13 protein-coding genes are annotated in these 19,949 nt (G+C 48.3%); all 13 read left to right on the forward strand.

What is annotated here, in order from left to right; genetic code table 11:
* Nucleotides 1-190 precede the first annotated feature (190 nt).
* The 13 genes from DXA57_RS13530 (at nucleotide 191) to ppdK (ending at nucleotide 19,905) form a co-directional block, all read left to right on the forward strand.
* On the forward strand, nucleotides 191-742 hold the full coding sequence (locus DXA57_RS13530) for a biotin transporter BioY (RefSeq protein ID WP_117767845.1): 552 nt from the start codon (nucleotides 191-193) through the stop codon (nucleotides 740-742).
* Nucleotides 735-1,175 (forward strand): DUF1284 domain-containing protein, encoded by a 441-nt coding sequence (locus tag DXA57_RS13535; protein WP_117767846.1) that lies wholly within the window; start codon nucleotides 735-737, stop codon nucleotides 1,173-1,175. Before DXA57_RS13530 ends, DXA57_RS13535 begins: the two co-directional genes overlap by 8 nt.
* 305 nt (nucleotides 1,176-1,480) lie before the next feature.
* Nucleotides 1,481-5,020: a pyruvate:ferredoxin (flavodoxin) oxidoreductase gene (gene nifJ / locus DXA57_RS13540; RefSeq protein ID WP_117767847.1), complete on the forward strand. Its 3,540-nt coding sequence runs from the start codon at nucleotides 1,481-1,483 to the stop codon at nucleotides 5,018-5,020.
* 91 nt (nucleotides 5,021-5,111) lie between these two features.
* Complete coding sequence (locus DXA57_RS13545) at nucleotides 5,112-6,473, forward strand: MATE family efflux transporter (RefSeq protein ID WP_117767848.1); 1,362 nt, start codon at nucleotides 5,112-5,114, stop codon at nucleotides 6,471-6,473.
* A 73-nt stretch (nucleotides 6,474-6,546) separates the two neighbouring features.
* Nucleotides 6,547-7,326: a DeoR/GlpR family DNA-binding transcription regulator gene (locus DXA57_RS13550; RefSeq protein ID WP_117767849.1), complete on the forward strand. Its 780-nt coding sequence runs from the start codon at nucleotides 6,547-6,549 to the stop codon at nucleotides 7,324-7,326.
* Between the two features lie 15 nt (nucleotides 7,327-7,341).
* Nucleotides 7,342-8,766, forward strand: a complete 1,425-nt coding sequence (locus DXA57_RS13555; RefSeq protein WP_117767850.1) for a rhamnulokinase — start codon at nucleotides 7,342-7,344, stop codon at nucleotides 8,764-8,766.
* 49 nt (nucleotides 8,767-8,815) lie between these two features.
* On the forward strand, nucleotides 8,816-9,838 hold the full coding sequence (locus tag DXA57_RS13560) for a cob(I)yrinic acid a,c-diamide adenosyltransferase (RefSeq protein WP_117767851.1): 1,023 nt from the start codon (nucleotides 8,816-8,818) through the stop codon (nucleotides 9,836-9,838).
* A gap of 217 nt (nucleotides 9,839-10,055) precedes the next feature.
* Entirely contained in the window at nucleotides 10,056-12,986 is a 2,931-nt protein-coding gene (locus DXA57_RS13565; protein WP_117767852.1) for an insulinase family protein, read from the forward strand.
* On the forward strand, nucleotides 12,986-13,900 hold the full coding sequence (era, locus tag DXA57_RS13570) for a GTPase Era (RefSeq protein WP_117767877.1): 915 nt from the start codon (nucleotides 12,986-12,988) through the stop codon (nucleotides 13,898-13,900). Before DXA57_RS13565 ends, era begins: the two co-directional genes overlap by 1 nt.
* On the forward strand, nucleotides 13,897-14,625 hold the full coding sequence (gene recO / locus DXA57_RS13575) for a DNA repair protein RecO (protein WP_117767853.1): 729 nt from the start codon (nucleotides 13,897-13,899) through the stop codon (nucleotides 14,623-14,625). Before era ends, recO begins: the two co-directional genes overlap by 4 nt.
* 380 nt (nucleotides 14,626-15,005) lie before the next feature.
* Nucleotides 15,006-15,704 (forward strand): hypothetical protein, encoded by a 699-nt coding sequence (locus tag DXA57_RS13580; RefSeq protein WP_117767854.1) that lies wholly within the window; start codon nucleotides 15,006-15,008, stop codon nucleotides 15,702-15,704.
* A 16-nt stretch (nucleotides 15,705-15,720) separates the two neighbouring features.
* On the forward strand, nucleotides 15,721-17,109 hold the full coding sequence (locus tag DXA57_RS13585) for a glycine--tRNA ligase (protein ID WP_117767855.1): 1,389 nt from the start codon (nucleotides 15,721-15,723) through the stop codon (nucleotides 17,107-17,109).
* Nucleotides 17,110-17,259: 150 nt separating this feature from the next.
* Nucleotides 17,260-19,905, forward strand: coding sequence for a pyruvate, phosphate dikinase (ppdK, locus tag DXA57_RS13590; RefSeq protein WP_117767856.1), 2,646 nt, complete (start codon nucleotides 17,260-17,262; stop codon nucleotides 19,903-19,905).
* The last annotated feature ends 44 nt before the right edge of the window (nucleotides 19,906-19,949 follow it).

A 19,949-nucleotide genomic window follows, 5' to 3' on the forward strand; every position in this document is an offset into this window, starting at 1 on the left:
TCAAAATGTCAAAAAGCTGTTCATGCTTGCAGGATAAGGCTTTTAAATGTTTGTTAACCAAAATAAATAAATAGGTTGACAAATGTTTTTCGTGCGTTTATACTAAAAAACGATTTACGTGACAGCTGCCCTTAAAAGTTTAAAGGGTAAAAACAGGGGCCTTCACCCCGAGAAAAGAGAGGTTTTGACCATGCAATCCAAAAAGATTTCTACAAAAACCATTGTTATGACAGGAATGATGACAGCCGTTCTGGCAGTCCTTTCCCAGATTCAAATTCCTATGCCCTCCGGTGTACCGGTAACGATGCAGACCTTTGGTGTAGCACTTTGCGCCTGCGTGCTGGGGTGGAAAATGGGAACGGCTTCCGTTGCGGTTTATCTGCTTCTCGGTGCGATCGGCGTACCGGTATTTGCCGGACTTTCCGGTGGTCTTGGAACGATCACAGGTCCTACCGGCGGTTTCCTGATCGGCTTTCTTCCGATGGTATTACTCACCGGTCTTTTTACACCATCCAAAAATAAGGTTGGTACAGTACTCTGCTCCGCAGCGGGACTGGCTGCCTGCCATCTTCTTGGAGCCGTTCAGTTTATGATCCTGATGAAAATGGATTTTGTGGCTTCTCTGATGCTGGTATCTGTGCCATATCTTTTGAAAGATGTAATTTCTGTTGTGGCGGCCTTTATCGTAGGTGCTGCAGTGAAAAAAGCACTGAATGCAGCAAATATACTGACTTATGCCTGAGAAAGAAAAGTATCTCCGGGTTCATCATCTGCTCTGTATTCCTTTGTTTCGGGGTGCGGGCTACAGCGATGGTTTTTCCAGAAATATGACAGATAAGATCGCCTGGCTGAAAAGCCATCCGGATGAGAATGTGCAGCTGGTCTGCGAACCGGATATGATCTGCGGACGCTGCCCGAACTGCAATCCGGACCAGACCTGCGGAAGCGATGGAAATCATGTGGCGATCAAGGATCGGATGCTTCTTCCGGTACTGGATCTGAAAGAAGGGGAGCCCTATCAGATCAGCCGGCTGTTTCAAAGAGCAGAAGAGAAGCTGAATAAAGAAAGCTTCGATGCTTCCTGCAAAAACTGTGACTGGTACCGTCAGGGCTACTGTGATTTTGAGGAATATGCCCGAAGCCTGAAAGAACTCAACCGGAAGTTCTTCTTATAATAAGTAAGGAATCCTGCTGTGACAAAAAACGGCAGGATTTTTTATGCTCTTCAGCCTGTATGTTTCGGTTAAAATGTCTTGTACAGCGAAAAAAACAAGAAAAAAATCATTTTCTGTATACAAGGAAATGGACTTTTAGAAAGAAATATGGTATAGTAAATCCATATGATGTGAACAATCTTGTTTCGGTTCAGGACAAAAAAGTGCAAGGTGCGGAATGAAAACATGCACAGAACCGTCCGTGATTTCACTAAATATGTATCAATGAGCCTTCCGGCTCTCAAAAATAAGGAGGAATTGACAAAATGGCAAGAAAGATGAAAACCATGGATGGTAACCATGCAGCAGCTCATGCTTCTTATGCATACTCCGATGTTGCGGCTATCTATCCGATCACCCCTTCTTCTGTCATGGCGGAAGCTACAGACGAATGGGCTACCCAGGGAAGAAAAAACATTTTCGGACAGGAAGTTCAGGTAACTGAGATGCAGTCCGAGGCTGGTGCAGCTGGTGCTGTACACGGATCTCTGGCAGCTGGTGCTCTGACAACTACCTATACAGCTTCTCAGGGTCTTCTTCTGATGATCCCGAACCTGTACAAAATTGCAGGTGAGCAGCTTCCGGGCGTGTTCAACGTATCTGCACGAGCTCTTGCAAGCCATGCACTTTCCATCTTCGGTGATCATTCCGATGTTTATGCCTGTCGTCAGACCGGATGCGCAATGCTCTGTGAGTCCAGCGTACAGGAGGTTATGGACCTGACTCCGGTTGCACACTGTGCAGCAATCAAAGGTCGTATCCCGTTCATCAACTTCTTCGATGGTTTCCGTACATCTCATGAGATCCAGAAGATCGAGACCTGGGATTACGAGGATCTGAAAGATATGGTGGATATGGATGCTGTTGACGCATTCCGTAAACATGCTCTGAACCCGAATCATCCGTGTCAGAGAGGTTCTGCTCAGAACCCGGATATCTTCTTCCAGGCAAGAGAGGCCTGCAACTCCTACTACGATGCAATGCCCGCAATCGTACAGGAATACATGGACAAAGTAAATGCTAAGATCGGAACCGATTACAAACTGTTCAACTACTACGGTGCTGAGGATGCGGAGCATGTGATCATCGCTATGGGTTCCGTATGTGATACCATCGAGGAGACCATTGACTACCTGACAGCTGCTGGCAAGAAAGTCGGCGTTGTAAAAGTTCGTCTGTACAGACCGTTCTGCGCAGAGGCTCTGGTAGCAGCTATCCCCGAGACCGTAAAACAGATCTCTGTTCTTGACAGAACCAAAGAGCCGGGTGCTATGGGCGAGCCGCTGTACCTGGATGTAGTTGCAGCTCTGAAAGGAACAAAATTCAACGACACTCCGATCTTCACCGGACGTTATGGCCTTGGTTCCAAGGATACCACTCCGGCTCAGATCGTAGCTGTATATGAGAACACGGAGAAAGCAAAATTCACCATCGGTATCGTAGATGATGTGACCGGACTTTCTCTGGAACTTGGTGCTCCGCTGGTAACCACTCCGGAAGGAACCATCAACTGTAAATTCTGGGGTCTTGGTGCTGACGGTACCGTTGGTGCAAACAAGAACTCCATCAAGATCATCGGTGATAACACAGACATGTATGCTCAAGCTTACTTCGATTATGACTCCAAGAAGTCCGGCGGTGTTACCATGTCTCACCTGCGTTTCGGTAAGAAAGCGATCAAATCCACCTACCTGATCCACAAGGCAAACTTCGTAGCCTGCCACAATCCGTCCTATGTTCGTAAATACAACATGGTACAGGAGCTGGTAGACGGAGGTACTTTCCTTCTGAACTGCCCGTGGGATATGGAAGGTCTTGAGAAACATCTTCCGGGCCAGGTAAAAGCATTCATCGCTAACCATGGCATCAAATTCTACATCATCGATGGTGTTAAGATCGGTATCGAGACCGGCATGGGCCCGACCCGTATCAATACCATTCTCCAGTCTGCATTCTTCAAACTGGCAGATATCATTCCGGAGGAGCAGGCGATCGAACTTATGAAGGCTGCAGCAAAAGCAACCTACGGCCGTAAGGGTGATGATGTCGTTCAGAAGAACTGGGCAGCTATCGAAGCTGGCGCAAAACAGGTTGTTGAGGTTCAGGTTCCGGAGAGCTGGAAGAACGCAGCTGACGAAGGTCTTGAAATGACTCACGCTGAGAGCGGCAGAAAAGATGCTGTTGATTTTGTAAATACCATTCAGAGCAAAGTATCTGCTCAGGAGGGTAACAGTCTTCCGGTATCCGCATTCAAAGAGTATGTTGACGGTTCCACACCGAGTGGTACTTCCGCATATGAGAAACGTGGTATCGCAGTAAACGTTCCTGTTTGGAATTCTGAGAACTGTATCCAGTGTAACCGTTGTGCTTATGTCTGCCCGCATGCTGCAATCCGTCCGGTAGCTCTTACCGCTGAGGAAGCAGAGAAGGCTCCGGAAGGCATGAAAGTAATGCCGATGACCGGTATGGCAGATTACAAATTTGCTATGGTAGTTTCCGCTTACGACTGTACCGGATGTGGTTCCTGTGCAAATGTCTGCCCGGGCAAGAAGGGTGCAAAGGCACTGGCTATGGAAAACATGGAAGCAAATGCAGGCGAGCAGAAATTCTTCGACTATGCAGTAGAGCTTCCGGCAAAAGCAGATGTCGTAGCAAAATACAAAGAGAATACCGTAAAAGGATCTCAGTTCAAACAGCCGCTGCTTGAGTTCTCCGGAGCTTGTGCAGGTTGTGGTGAGACCCCGTACGCAAAACTGATCACTCAGCTGTTCGGTGACAGAATGTATATCGCAAACGCAACCGGATGTTCTTCTATCTGGGGCAACTCTTCACCGTCCACACCGTATACCGTAAACGAAAAAGGACAGGGTCCTGCATGGAGCAACTCTCTGTTCGAGGATAACGCAGAGTTCGGTTATGGTATGCTGCTTGCTCAGAAAGCAATCAGAGATGGCCTGAAGACCAAAGTTGAGTCTGTAATGGCTAACGAGAAAGCTTCTGAGGACGTTAAGGCTGCCTGCCAGGAATGGCTGGATACCTTCAGCGTTGGCGCAACCAACGGTGCTGCTACCGATAAACTGGTAGAGGTTCTCTCTGGTGTTGACTGTGATGTTTGCAAAGACATCGTTAAGAATAAAGACTTCCTGGCTAAGAAATCCCAGTGGATCTTCGGTGGTGACGGATGGGCTTACGATATCGGATTTGGTGGTGTTGACCATGTTCTTGCTTCTGGCAAAGACATCAACATCATGGTATTCGATACTGAGGTTTACTCCAACACCGGTGGACAGGCAAGTAAAGCTACCAGAACCGGAGCAATCGCTCAGTTCGCAGCTGGTGGTAAAGAGACCAAGAAGAAAGATATGGCTTCCATCGCTATGTCCTATGGTTATGTATATGTAGCACAGATCTCCATGGGTGCTGATATGGCTCAGACTGTAAAAGCAATCGCAGAGGCAGAGGCTTATCCGGGACCGTCCCTGATCATCGCTTACGCTCCGTGTATCAACCATGGTATCAAAAAGGGTATGGCAAAAGCTCAGACCGAGGAAGAACTGGCAGTTAAGTGCGGATACTGGCACAACTTCCGCTTCAACCCGGCTGCTGAGAAGAAGTTTACTCTGGATTCCAAGGCTCCGACAGAGAGCTACCAGGATTTCCTGGACGGCGAGGTTCGTTACAACTCTCTGAAACGTGCTAACCCGGAGAAAGCAGCAAGACTGTTCGCTAAATCTGAGGCAGAGGCAAACGAGAGATACGAGTATCTGCAGAGACTCGTTACCATGTACGGCAACGAGGAGAAATAATCTCTTAAAATTCAATAACAGAAAGAGCGGTACCGGCTTCGCGGTCGTGTACCGCTCTTTTTTTTACCACCATAATGGAAGGGATATTGTAATGAAAAAAACAAAAAAATTAAAGCAGAACTGGCTCCGTTTGAAACCGGAGATCAAGGTGGTCTGGATATTAAGCCTTCCGGCGATTCTGACCCAGATCACCACCATCGTGATGCAGTATATTGATTCCGCCATGGTGGGAGCTTTGGGAGCAAATGCTTCCGCAACGATCGGCCTGGTTGCCTCCAGCACCTGGCTTTTTAATGGAGTGACTTATGCAGTCTCATCAGGTTTTTCTGTCCAGGTGGCTCACCGGATCGGAGCAGGAGAGGAGGCGGAGGCCAGAAATGTAGTCCGCCACGGCCTAGTGGCAGCCTTGATCGTCTCGGGACTTTTAAGTCTTTTGGGAGTATCCATCAGCGGTCAGCTTCCCGCGTGGCTTGGTGGAGAACCGGGCATACGAAAAGATGCCACGCTGTACTTTTTCGTGTTTGCCCTAATGCTTCCTTTTTCCCAGCTCAATTCCCTGTCGTCCTCCTTTTTGCAGTGCAGCGGCGATATGGTGACTCCCAGTATCTTGAATGCGGTGATGTGTCTTCTGGATGTGGTTTTCAACGCGATTCTGATTCCACGCTTTGGCGTTCTGGGAGCCGGTATGGGAACGGCCCTGGCCTGCGCGGTGATCAGTCTCATCATGACCTGGCGCTGCTGCATCCACAATTCCCAGCTTCGGCTGCTCCATGCGGAGAAAGGCCATTTTGACGGGGAAATTCTGAAAAAAGCCTTCCAGATCGGTACACCGGTGGCAGTTCAGGAAGTGGCGATGAACAGCGCTATGGTTATGGCTACCCGGATTATCGCGCCCTTGGGAGCCACAGCCATCGCGGCCAATTCCTTTGCTGTGACGGCGGAGAGCTTCTGCTATATGCCGGGCTATGGCATCGGCTCTGCGGCCACGACCCTGGTGGGAAAAAGCGTGGGCGCTGGGAAACCGAAAATGGCGAAACGGTACGGAAATATCTGTACGGCCATGGGAGCGCTTTTCATGGGCTTTACGGGCCTGGTGATGATGTTTATCTGTCCGGTGGTCTTCCGGATCCTGACTCCGGATGCGACAGTGCGGGAACTGGCCACCCGGGTTCTTCGGATCGAGCTTCTGGCGGAACCTCTTTTTGGCGTTTCCATCGTGGCGGCCGGAGCCTTACGGGGGGCGGGGGATACGTTTATCCCAAGCCTTATGAATCTCGGAAGCATCTGGATCGTGCGCCTGGGCCTTGCTGTGGTGCTGGTACGTTTCCTGGGGCTTCCGGGCATGTGGATCGCCATGGCCGTGGAACTCTGCGTCAGAGGTCTTCTGATGCTTTACCGTCAGCGCACCAGCAGTTACTACGCCCATTCTCAAAAGCGTACAAAAACAAAGTAAAGCAACAAAAAACAACTTGTAATACGCCTCCTTCCTGTAGTATAATGAAAGCTACAAGAGGGAGGCGATTATAATGCTGGCCATTGAGCGAAAAAATGAGATCCTATCGATTCTGCAAAAAGAACAGCGAGTGTTGGTGGCAGAGCTGAGTACCCGCTACCATGTGACGGAAGAAACCATCCGCAGAGATTTGGAAAAACTGGAAAAAGAAGGCTTTGTAAAGAAAACCTACGGTGGAGCAGTCTTGAATAAGAACAGCACGATCGACATGCCTCTGAAGATCCGTGAAAAGACAAACCGGAAGGAAAAGCAGAAGATTGCACAGACAGTCGCTTCTCTGATCGAAGACGGAGAAAGCATTATGCTGGACAGCTCCTCCACATCTCTGATGATTGCCCAGGAACTGAAAAAAAAGAAAAAACTGACGGTGATCACCAATTCTGTGGAGGTTCTTATCGAACTTTCCGGTTGCGAAGGGATTCAGGTAATATCGACCGGTGGAACTTTAAGGGATTCTTCCCTGTCACTGGTGGGTAAGATGGCGCAGGATGTGCTGAAGAAATATTATGTGGATAAAACCATTCTCTCCTGTAAGGGGATCGATATTGTCAAAGGTGTGACTGATTCTCATGAGATGGAGGCGGATGTGAAAAGCTGCATGCACAATTGCGCCAAAACGACGATCCTGGCGGCGGATAGCAGCAAACTGGAGCACGTCTTTTTTGTGAAGGTGATGGATCTGGCAGATGGGGATATTCTGGTCCTGGATAAAACCCCGAAAAAGGAATGGGTGGATTTTCTGACAAAGAAAGGGATTCGCCTTGTCACAGGAACCGAAGAAAACAGGAAATAAGGAGAGGTAAACAAAATGGGTGAGACAATTTACAATCTGGCCTTTGACTTTGGAGCGTCAAGCGGCCGTATGATCCTGAGCAAATATGCAGATGGAAAAATCGAACTGGAGGAGCTGCATCGTTTTTCGAATGATCCGGTGCGCGTCGGCAAGAACTTTTACTGGGATACCTTCCGCCTGTATCATGAACTGAAACAGGGACTGAAAAAAGCGGCAGCCAAAAAGCTTCCGATCAAAAGTCTGGCTATCGATACCTGGGGAGTGGATTACGCACTGCTGGATAAAGACGGAAACATCATCGGAAATCCGATCAACTACCGTGACGACCGTACCATTGGCACGATCGATGAGGTAGGCAAGATCGTTCCGCTGAAAAAAATCTATGCTTCTACCGGTATCCAGTTCATGAACTTTAATACGCTGTTCCAGTTGTATGCGGATACAAAAATGCGTCCGGAGATCTATGAGAAAGCAGACCGTCTGCTCTTTATGCCGGAGCTTTTTGGCTATCTTCTGACTGGAAAGAAATACAATGAGTACACTATGGCAAGTACCGGTGAGCTTTTAAATGCAAAGGCCCGTGACTGGGATTTCGATCTCATTAAAAAAGCAGGCCTCCGCACAGATATTTTTGGTGAGCTGGTACAGCCGGCAACCGTGATCGGTGATCTGCTTCCGGAAGTGACGGAAGAGACCGGACTTTCCGGTGTGAAAGTTATTGCAGTCGGAAGCCATGATACTGCTTCCGCAGTGGCTGGTGCGCCTCTTTCTGATAAAGACGCTGTATTCTTAAGCTGCGGTACCTGGTCTCTGATGGGAATGGAACTGGATGATCCGATCCTTACCGATGAGTCCTTCAAATACAACTACACCAATGAGGGTGGAGTGGAAGGAAAGATCCGTTACCTGAAAAACATCAATGGTCTCTGGATCATGCAGAATCTCCGGAAAAACTGGTGCGAATTTGAGGAAGAGGTTTCCTTCCCGGATATCATCAAAGCTTCCAGAGAGGCAGAGAGAAAAGATTTTGCCATCGATCCGAACGATCCGAGATTTACCGCTCCTTACAATATGATGAAAGAAGTGATCGCATATTGTGAAGAGCACGGACAGGGAACTCCGAATGGTCTTGGAGAAATTGCTATGGCAATTTATAACGGACTGACCCAGGAGTATGGTAAAGTGGTAAGAGAACTGGAGCATCTGACCGGAAAGACGGTTCCCTGCATCAACATGGTAGGCGGCGGTATCCAGGACAAACTGCTCTGCGAACTGACTGCAAAGAATACCGGAAAGAAGGTTGTTGCAGGTCCTATCGAGGGTTCTGTTCTCGGAAATATCACCATGCAGCTGAAAGCTCTGGGCGTGATCAAAGACAGAGAGGAAGGCAGAACGATCATCCGCAATTCCTTCCCTCAGGAAATCCATATGCCGGAATAAGCAGAATCTTTTTCTGGGGTAGCGGATCCTTTGCAAAGGAGACGGATCTATGAATATCAATACCAAAAACGGAGACGGCGGCATGACCAGTCTGGTCCATGGCCCCAGTATCCCCAAATCAGACGACCGGATTGAACTTCTCGGGACTTTGGATGAGCTGATGAGTCATCTTGGACTGGTCAAAGCAAAATGGAATTCCGAGCAGGAAAAAAGTATGCTGGAGAGCGTTCAGAAAGCTCTCCGGCTGATCATGGACCTTACGGAAGACCCACACAACCGGAAAAATCGTCTGGAAGAGGGAGTCGTGGAAAAACTGGAGGCAGAGATTGAGCGCTTAAAGGAGACATTTCCCGTCCGGGAAGAATCGGTGCCTCCAGGAGCAAACAGCCTGTCTGCTGAAGTGGATGTAGCCAGATCCGTTGCCAGAAGAGCGGAGAGGCGGCTTTCCGCTGTCAGCATCAAGTTTGGTTCTGATGCTGTGGCCAAGAAATATATGAACCGGCTGAGTGATTATCTTTATGTTCTGGCAAGAGCAGCCGAAGCTGAAACGACAGATGCAGAAGAAAAAGAACAACCGGTACGGGAAACTCAGAAGGAGACCGTGATGACAGAGAAAAACAATGCTTTGATCGAAGAGATCCTGCGAAGAGTCAACGACAACCGGAAGATCCATCTGGAAGCAGCCAAGAAACTGACAGAGAAAATCGAAGAAGAGGCCAGACGACGGGGAAAACAGGCGGTGATCGCTGTCTGTGGCCCGGAAGGAAATCCGATCTCCGTGCATGTGATGGATGGTGCTTTTCTCGTAAGTTTTGATGTGGCCATGAAAAAGGCTTACACGTCTGTGGCAGTAAAAATGTCCACGAAAGAGCTCAGTGTACTTGCCCAGCCCGGTGGTACCTTTTACGGGGTGGACAAGATGGACGGCGGAAAGATCGTTATTTTCGGCGGTGGTGTTCCACTGAAAATCGACGGACGGATTATTGGTGGTCTGGGTATCAGCGGAGGAACTGGGGAAGAAGATCATTCTCTGGCAGAATACGGACTGTCAGTCCTTCCGGAAATCTTATAAAAAATGTAAAACCTTCGGGGAATTTTGATAAAAGTGCTTCCCGGAGGTTTTTCTTTGCACTTTCTTGGAAAGTCTGATATACTGACAACGACAGTGGGGTTTTTGCCCTAAAAGATATTTGAAAATGTAACTGTTCAGGAGGTTCAAAATAACGGGCCACAGGTTTTTGCTGATGTTCTGAACTGTTACATAAAAAACATACAGCGGAGGTATCAGTATGTTAAATTATCCAGACACATATGAGCTGGTATTACAGGAAGAGCTGCCGGATATCCATTCTACCGGTTATCTTTTCCGTCATAAAAAATCAGGAGCCCGTGTGGCTGTGGTTCTGAATGATGACGAGAATAAAGTGTTTCACATCACATTTCGTACGACTCCTGTAAACAGCAAGGGAACGCCCCATATCATGGAGCACAGTGTTCTCTGCGGAAGCCGGAAATATCCGTCCAAGGATCCTTTTGTTGAACTGGTAAAAGGTTCCCTGAATACGTTTTTAAATGCCATGACGTATTCTGATAAGACCATGTATCCCATTGCCAGCTGTAATGACCAGGATTTCAAGAACCTGATGGATGTCTATCTGGATGCGGTCTTTTATCCGAATATTTACAAACGGGAAGAGATCTTCCTTCAGGAGGGCTGGCATTACGAGCTGAAGAGTCCGGAAGAGGAACTGATTTACAATGGTGTTGTATACAATGAGATGAAAGGTGCTTTTTCTTCTCCGGAGGATATTCTGGATAGGAAGATCCTCAATTCTCTTTTCCCGGATTCCACATACGGAGTTGAGTCCGGCGGAGATCCCTCCTGCATTCCGGAACTCTCCTATGAGGAATTTCTGGATTTCCACAGAACCTATTATCATCCGTCGAACAGTTATATTTATATCTACGGAAATGTAGATATGCAGGAGCGTCTGGAATATCTGGACCGGGAATATCTTTCTGCCTTTGATGCCATTGAAGTACCTTCTGAGATCATCCTTCCGGAAAAATTTGAGGAGATGCATACGGAGCTTGGAAAGTATTCCATTTCCACTGCCGATTCAGAGGAAGACAATACGTACCTCTCCTTTAATGCGGCGATCGGAAGCAGCCTGGATGTCAGACAGGCCAATGCTTATGCAGTGATTGAATACGTACTTTTGTCTGCTCCGGGAGCGCCGTTAAAGCAGGCTCTTCTGGATGCCGGCCTTGGAAAAGACATCAGCGGTTCCTATGACAGCGGTACTCTGCAGCCGGTGTTCAGCATTACATCGAAATATGCCAATGCGGCAGATAAAGACCGCTTTGTAGAGGTGATCCGGACAGAACTGGAGCGGATCGTGGAAGAGGGACTGGACCGGAAATCTCTGATGGCGGGCATCAATTCCTCCGAATTCCGTTTCCGGGAAGCAGATTTCGGTACGTTCCCCAAGGGACTTATGTACGGGATCGATATGATGGACACCTGGCTCTATGATGACCATTGTCCCTTTGATTATCTGAAACAGCTGGCTGTTTTTGATTTCCTGAAAAAACAGGTGGGCACCGGCTATTACGAGGAACTGATCCGAACCGGTCTTTTGAACAATCCGCACACCTCTCTGGTAGTCATTGAACCGGAAAAAGGTCTGAATGACCGGATGGAAGAGGAGCTGGCGAAGAAGCTTGCCGCCTACAAGGAGAGCCTTACCGCGGAAGAAAAACAGGCTCTGGTGGAAAAAACAGAGAATCTTCATTCCTTCCAGGAAACACCATCCACCAAAGAAGAGCTGGAAACCATTCCCATGCTGAAACGGGAAGACATTGGAAAAGAAGCTTATACCTTCAGTAACCTGGAGGAGCAGGCAGAAGGGACAACTCTTGTCCGTCACGACTATGTGACCAACGGTGTCTGCTATCTGGATCTTCTCTTTGATATGAAATATGTTCCTGCGGAATATATTCCCTATGCAGGTCTCTTGAAATCCGTACTGGGCTTTATTGATACGGAAAATTATAAATATGGAGAACTGTTCAGCGAGATCAACATCGAGACCGGCGGCATTTATGCCAATGCACAGGTGATTCAGGATCACAAAAACGAGGATACCTACCGTACACTGTTTGGCATCCGCACCAAGGCACTGGCGGAGAAAATGCCCTTTGCCTTTTCTATGATCGAGGAGATCCTGCTCCGGAGCCGTCTGGAGGACACACGCCGTCTCTATGAGATCGTCAGTGAACAGAAATCGACGCTCCAGGAGCGTCTGTGTGCTGCCGGACATCAGACCGCCGTAGGCAGAGCACTTGCCTATACTTCAGAAGCCTATGGCTACAGCGATGCTTTGAGCGGTATCGGTTACTATAAATTCATCGAAGATCTGGAAGCTCATTTTGAAGAGCGAAAAGAAGAACTGGTGAAAAAACTAAAATTCCTCATGGGGCTGCTTTTCCGTCAGGATACCATGCTGGTGAGTGTGACAAGCGAGGAAGAAGCTTACACTTCTGTGAAAAATCTTGCACTGGAGCTGAAAAAGAAGCTGGAAACAAAAGAAGCGGAGCTTCCGGTTCTTCATATGGTCCTGGGGCAGAAAAATGAAGGCTTCCTGACTGCCGGTCAGGTACAGTTTGTGGCGAGAACCGGAAATTACCGCAAAGCAGGCCTTCCCTATACAGGAGCACTGCGGATCCTGAAGGTAGCGTTAAGCTATGATTATCTCTGGATCAATATCCGGGTCAAAGGAGGCGCTTACGGCTGCATGAGCGGCTTTGGCGTGATGGGGGCTTCCTACTTTGCCTCCTACCGTGATCCGAATCTTGGCGCAACCAACGAGGTTTATGAAGGCGTCACCGATTATGTGAAAAACTTCCATGTGGATGAAAGAGACATGACCAAATATGTCATCGGAACCATCAGTGAGATCGATACCCCGCTGACTGCGAGAAGCAAAGGCTTACGTTCCATGACGGCCTGGCTGTCTCATACCACACAGGAAGAAGTACAGAAAGAAAGAGATGAGATCCTTTCCGCAACAGAAAAAGACATTCAGAAGCTGGCTCCCTATATGGAAGCGATCTTAAAGACAGGAAGCCTCTGTGCACTGGGCGGAGAAGAAAGGATAAAGAAAGAAAAAGAGCTGTTCGGGGAGATCAAACCCCTGATCGGCAGTGAGGGATGCTGATGGAAAAACAAGTAAAATCCGGTTTCGTAACTCTGATCGGACGACCGAATGTCGGAAAATCCACACTGATGAACCACCTCATCGGTCAGAAGATCGCCATAACCTCCAATAAGCCGCAGACGACCAGAAACAGGATCCAGACCGTCTATACAGGAGAACGAGGTCAGATCGTATTTCTGGATACACCGGGAATCCACAAAGCAAAGAACAAGCTGGGCGAATATATGGTCCAGGTGGCAGAACGTACGTTAAACGAGGTGGATGTGGTCCTCTGGCTGGTAGAGCCCACACACTTTATCGGAGCCGGGGAACGTCATATTGCAGAGCGTATGAAAAACAGCAAAACACCGGTGATCTTGGTTATCAACAAGATCGATACGGTGAAAAAAGAAGAGGTGTCGGGCTTCATTGAGGAATACCGGAAGCTTTGTGATTTTGCGGATATTGTACCGGTTTCCGCACTTCGTTCCCGTAATCTGGATACCCTTCTGGATTGTATTTTCAAGTATCTTCCATATGGCCCCTGTTTTTATGATGAAGATACCATCACCGATCAGCCCCAGCGTCAGATCGTTGCTGAGATGATCCGGGAAAAAGCACTGCGCTGTCTGGATGAAGAGATTCCCCATGGTATTGCGGTGGCGATCGATCAGATGAAGGAGCGGGAAGGAGCTAATGGTCCTGTTATGGACATCGATGCAACGATCATCTGTGAACGGGATTCCCACAAAGGCATTATCATTGGAAAAGGCGGCCAGATGCTGAAAAAGATCGGCAGCCAGGCCAGGTATGACATCGAAGATATGCTGGAGATGAAGGTAAACCTGAAAGTCTGGGTAAAGGTGAAAAAAGACTGGCGTGACAGTGATTTCCTGATGAAAAACTTTGGGTATGACAAGAAGGATCTGCAATGAGTGATCTCTTAAAGCTCACCGGCATCGTGCTGCTGGCAGCACCGGCGGGCGAATATGATAAACGGGTGGTGATCCTCACCAGAGAATATGGTAAGATCACTGCCTTTGCAAAGGGGGTGCGGAGACAGAACAGTCCGCTTCTGGCAGCGGCCAGCCCCTTTGCTTTCGGGGAGTTTTCCTGCTATGAAGGACGCGGGACCTACCGACTGGTACAGGCAGAGATTCAACAATATTTCCGTGAAATCACGGAAGATTACGAATCTGCGATGTACGGCTTCTATTTCCTGGAACTGGCATCTTATTACAGTCGGGAAGGAGAAGGAGAGCCGGAACTTTTGAAGCTTCTTTACGCGGCTCTTCGGGCCATGATCCGCAGGCAGCAGCCGAGAAAACTGGTACGCTACGTTTATGAACTCCGTGTTCTTGTGCTGAACGGTGAGTATCCGGAGCCGTTTCACTGTGCTTCCTGTGGCGGTACAGAGCATCTGAACCGTTTTTCTCTGGGAAGGAACGGGTTTCTCTGTGAAAACTGTGCACCTGGGGAAGGCAGGAAGGTGGAGACCTCCACGGTCTACGCAATGCAGTATATCGTCAGTGCACCATGGAATCGGCTTTTTGCCTTTACCGTTTCAGAAGAAGTATTGGAAGAGATCCAGTGGATCATGGACCGCTTCCGGAAAAAATGGGTGGATCATACCTTCCATTCGCTGGAGATGCTGATCTGATTCCCCAATGCCTGCTTTACAAGCAGGAAATTCCGTGGTAAAATATAACGCTATAGCAATTCAGTGAAACCATGCAGTCAGGAATGAAAAGCAGCATGTTGCAGAATTGCTGTCATTAAGAGTTAAAGTAACTGTTTAGGACGTTCAAAACAACAGGCCACAGGTCTACGCGTTGCTTCGGTCGGTGCTAAACGAGTCCCACTGGGACTCAGCGCCGTTCCGCCCATTCCGAAATGAAAATTCATCCTATTGCAAACAAGTTTGCATAGTTTGATTTTTCATTTCGCTGATGTTCTGAACTGTTACGGGTTAAAATAGTTTGTCAGAAGGGCTGAGCGGCAGAAACTGCATTTGGCCTGGGGCAGATGTAGGAGGTTCCCATGAAAAAAGGAAAAATTCTGGGACTGGCAGTACTCATAATGGGGTTGCTCTCCGGCTGTGAAAAATTTGAACCGGAGGAGACAGCCGTTTCGGTGAACCAAAAGGGTCAGGTGGTTTCTTATGTAAAAGAATCCTTTGACAAGGATTATTACAGTTCGGATGAGCTGGAAGCCAGCATTGACCAGGCCATTCTGGATTACAATACAGCCGGAGGAAGTGAGAATGTCAAGAAGAAGAAATTTGAAGTGAAAGATCAGAATGCGGAGCTTACCATGAGTTATGCTTCCGGAGACGATTATTCCAAATTTAATCAGGTGACATTTTTTACCGGCGATGTATTGACTGCTTATCAGGCAGGATATGATTTTTCCGGAAAATTCCAGAGTGTGGAAAAAGGTCAGGTAACGGGCGCGGATGTGACCGGAAATGATATCCTGAACAGTTATAATTACGGGCTTGTGATCCTGACGGAGCCGATCCTTGTGAAGGTTCCCGGCAATATTGTCTATGCCAGCGATAATGTGGAGATCACAGGAAAGAAGAGTGCAAGAGTCCTTTCAGAAGCGGAGGCCGGGGCTGAAGCCCAAGAGCCGGAAACCAATGAGGACGGCGCGATCTCACTTTCACCGGTCAGCAGTGGGTCGGCGAAAGAAACAGAAGGAAGTACAGCCGCACTGGCTTACATTTTATATGAATAAAGGAGACTGATAAAACATGGAAAAAACAATGGACAAAATTGTGGCACTTGCAAAATCCAGAGGTTTTGTTTATCCGGGTTCCGAGATCTACGGCGGACTGGCAAACACCTGGGACTATGGAAACCTGGGTGTGGAGCTGAAAAACAACGTAAAACGCGCATGGTGGAAAAAATTCATCATGGAAAACCCCTACAACGTAGGTGTAGACTGCGCCATCCTTATGAATCCCCAGACCTGGGTGGCATCCGGTCATCTGGGTGGTTTCTCTGATCCTCTGATGGACTGTAAAGAGTGTCATGAGCGTTTCCGTGCAGACAAGCTCATCGAGGACTTCTGCGCAGACAACGACATCCAGCTTGAGAATTCCGTGGATGCCTGGAGCCAGGAAGAAATGAAGAACTTCATCGAAGAGCACAAGATCTCCTGCCCCTCCTGCGGAAAACACAATTTCACAGACATCCGTCAGTTCAACCTGATGTTCAAAACCTTCCAGGGCGTGACCGAGGATGCAAAGAATACGGTATATCTCCGTCCGGAGACCGCACAGGGTATCTTCGTAAACTTCAAGAATGTACAGAGAACCTCCAGAAAGAAAGTTCCCTTCGGAATCGGACAGATCGGAAAATCCTTCCGTAACGAGATCACTCCGGGTAACTTCACCTTCCGTACCAGAGAGTTCGAGCAGATGGAACTGGAGTTCTTCTGCAAACCGGGAACCGATCTTGACTGGTTCCAGTACTGGCGTCAGTTCTGTATCGACTGGCTGAAGAACCTTGGTATCAAAGAAGACGAGATGCGTGCACGCGACCATTCTCCGGAGGAGCTTTGCTTCTACAGCAAAGGCACCACAGATATCGAGTTCTTATTCCCCTTCGGCTGGGGTGAGCTCTGGGGTATCGCTGACCGTACCGATTATGACCTGACACAGCATCAGAACGTATCCGGTCAGGATATGACTTATTTTGATGATGAGTCCAAAGAAAAATACATTCCGTATGTTATCGAGCCGTCTCTTGGCGCAGACCGTGTGGTTCTGGCTTTCCTCTGCAGCGCATATGACGAAGAAGAGCTGGAGGGCGGAGATGTGAGAACTGTGCTTCATTTCCATCCGGCCCTGGCTCCGGTGAAGATCGGTATCCTTCCCCTTTCCAAGAAGCTGAATGAGGGCGCAGGAAAAGTCTTCGAGACCCTGAGCAGAAAATGGAACTGTGAGTATGATGACCGCGGAAATATCGGAAAACGTTACCGCCGTCAGGATGAGATCGGAACTCCCTTCTGCGTGACCTACGACTTCGAATCCGAGACTGACGGAGCAGTTACCGTCCGTGACCGTGATACCATGGAGCAGGAGAGAGTGAAGATCGAAGATCTGGAAGCTTATTTCGAAAAGAAAATGGAGTTCTGATAAACGTTTTTTTGTTTTTTTAAAGTATTATCTCTTGACTCTTTGTGAATTTATGTATAGAATAATACTGTGCGACCGACTGCATTTCGGGCAGCGGTCTTGAACGGGATTAGCCCGTGCGACAAATACAGTTTAGGAGGAATTGGTAAAATGGCAAACAAATGGGTGTATATGTTTAGCGAAGGCGACATGACCATGCGTAACCTGCTTGGCGGTAAAGGTGCCAACCTTGCAGAAATGACAAGCATCGGACTTCCTGTACCGCAGGGATTTACAATTACAACAGAGGCTTGTACACAGTACTATGAAGACGGCCGTAAAATTAACGACGAGATCATGGCTCAGACCATGGAAGGCGTTAAGAAAATGGAGGAGATCAACGGAAAGAAATTCGGCGATCTTAAGAACCCGCTTCTGGTTTCTGTTCGTTCCGGTGCAAGAGCTTCCATGCCGGGTATGATGGACACCATCTTAAACCTTGGTTTAAATGACGAAGTAGTTGACGCAATGATCAAAGGAAATCCGGATCCGGCCTTCGAGCGTTTCGTATATGACTCCTACAGACGTTTCATTCAGATGTTCTCCGATGTAGTTATGGAAGTTGGTAAAAAATACTTCGAGCAGCTCATCGACAAGATGAAAGAAGAGAAAGGCGTTAAATTCGATATTGACCTGACTGCAGCAGACCTGAAAGAGTTAGCAGAGCAGTTCAAGGCTGAGTACAAAAACCAGCTGGGTTCAGACTTCCCGTCTGATCCTGTTGAACAGTTAAAACTGGCTATCGAGGCAGTATTCCGTTCCTGGGACAACCCGCGTGCAAACGTATACCGTCGTGACAACGATATCCCGTATTCCTGGGGTACCGCAGTTAACGTAATGCCGATGGTATTCGGTAACTTAAACAACGAGTCTGGTACTGGTGTTGCATTTACCCGTGACCCGGCTACAGGCGAGAACAAACTGATGGGTGAGTTCCTGATCAATGCACAGGGTGAGGACGTAGTTGCCGGTGTTCGTACTCCGATGCCGATCGCTCAGATGGAGAAAGAGTTCCCGGAAGCATACGCAGAGTTCCTGAAAGTTTGCGAGACTCTGGAGAACCATTATCATGATATGCAGGATATGGAGTTCACCGTTGAGAACAAGAAGTTATACATGCTTCAGTGCCGTAACGGTAAGAGAACAGCTCCGGCTGCTCTGAAGATCGCCTGCGATCTGGTAGACGAGGGACATAAGACTCCGGAAGAGGCAGTTGCTATGATCGATCCTCGTAACCTGGATACTCTGCTGCATCCGCAGTTTGATGCTGCTGCATTAAAAGCTGCTACTCCGATCGGAAAAGGACTTGGTGCTTCTCCGGGTGCTGCTTGCGGTAAGATCGTATTCACAGCAGAGGATGCTGAAGAGTGGAATGCAAGAGGAGAGAAAGTCGTATTAGTACGTCTTGAGACTTCTCCGGAAGATATCACTGGTATGAAAGCTTCCCAGGGTATCTTAACTGTTCGTGGTGGTATGACCTCTCATGCAGCCGTAGTTGCTCGTGGTATGGGTACCTGCTGTGTATCCGGATGCGGCGACATCGCTATGGACGAAGAGAATAAGAAATTTACCTTAGCTGGCAAAGAGTTCCATGAGGGAGACTACATCTCCATCGATGGTACAACCGGTAACATCTATGACGGAGCAATCAAGACTGTAGATGCTACAATCGCTGGTGAGTTCGGCCGTGTTATGGCTTGGGCTGACGAGTTCAGAACTCTGAAAGTTCGTACAAATGCAGATACTCCTGCAGATGCTAAGAAAGCTCGTGAGCTGGGCGCAGAAGGTATCGGTCTTTGCCGTACCGAGCATATGTTCTTCGAGGAAGACAGAATCGCTGCTTTCCGTGAGATGATCTGCTCTGACACTGTTGAAGAGAGAGAAGCAGCTCTGGAGAAGATCCTGCCGTATCAGCAGGGCGACTTCGAAGCTCTGTATGAAGCTCTTGAGGGTAACCCTGTTACCATCCGTTTCCTGGATCCGCCTCTTCATGAGTTCGTTCCGACTGAGGAAGCTGACATCGAGAAACTGGCAAAATCTCAGGGTAAATCTGTTGAGACCATCAAGAACATCATCGCTTCCTTACATGAGTTCAACCCGATGATGGGTCATCGTGGATGCCGTCTTGCAGTTACCTATCCGGAAATTGCTAAGATGCAGACCAAGGCTGTTATCCGTGCAGCTATCAATGTTCAGAAGAAACACTCTGACTGGACTGTAAAACCGGAGATCATGATCCCGCTGGTTTGCGAAGTAAAAGAGCTGAAATATGTTAAGAAAGTTGTTGTTGAGACAGCAGATGCTGAGATCGCAGCAGCAGGCATCAACCTTGAGTACGAGGTAGGTACCATGATCGAGATCCCGCGTGCAGCTCTGACTGCTGACGAGATCGCAAAAGAGGCTGACTTCTTCTGCTTCGGTACCAACGACCTGACTCAGATGACCTTCGGATTCTCTCGTGATGATGCTGGTAAGTTCTTAAATGCTTACTATGACACCAAGATCTTTGAGAACGATCCGTTTGCAAAACTGGATCAGACTGGTGTTGGCAAACTGATGGAGATGGCTATCAAACTTGGAAAACCGGTTAATCCGAAGCTCCATGTTGGTATCTGTGGTGAGCACGGTGGAGATCCCTCCTCTGTTGAGTTCTGCCACAAGATTGGCCTGGATTACGTATCCTGCTCTCCGTTCCGTGTACCGATCGCTCGTCTGGCAGCAGCTCAGGCAGCAATCGCTGAGAAGAACGCGAAATAATTTTTCTCTAAAATAAGAATGGCTCCCGGCACTCTGCTGTCGGG

It is taken from the genome of Blautia sp. OF03-15BH, from assembly GCF_003463065.1.
In the GTDB taxonomy this organism is placed as follows: Bacteria; Bacillota; Clostridia; order Lachnospirales; family Lachnospiraceae; genus Limivivens.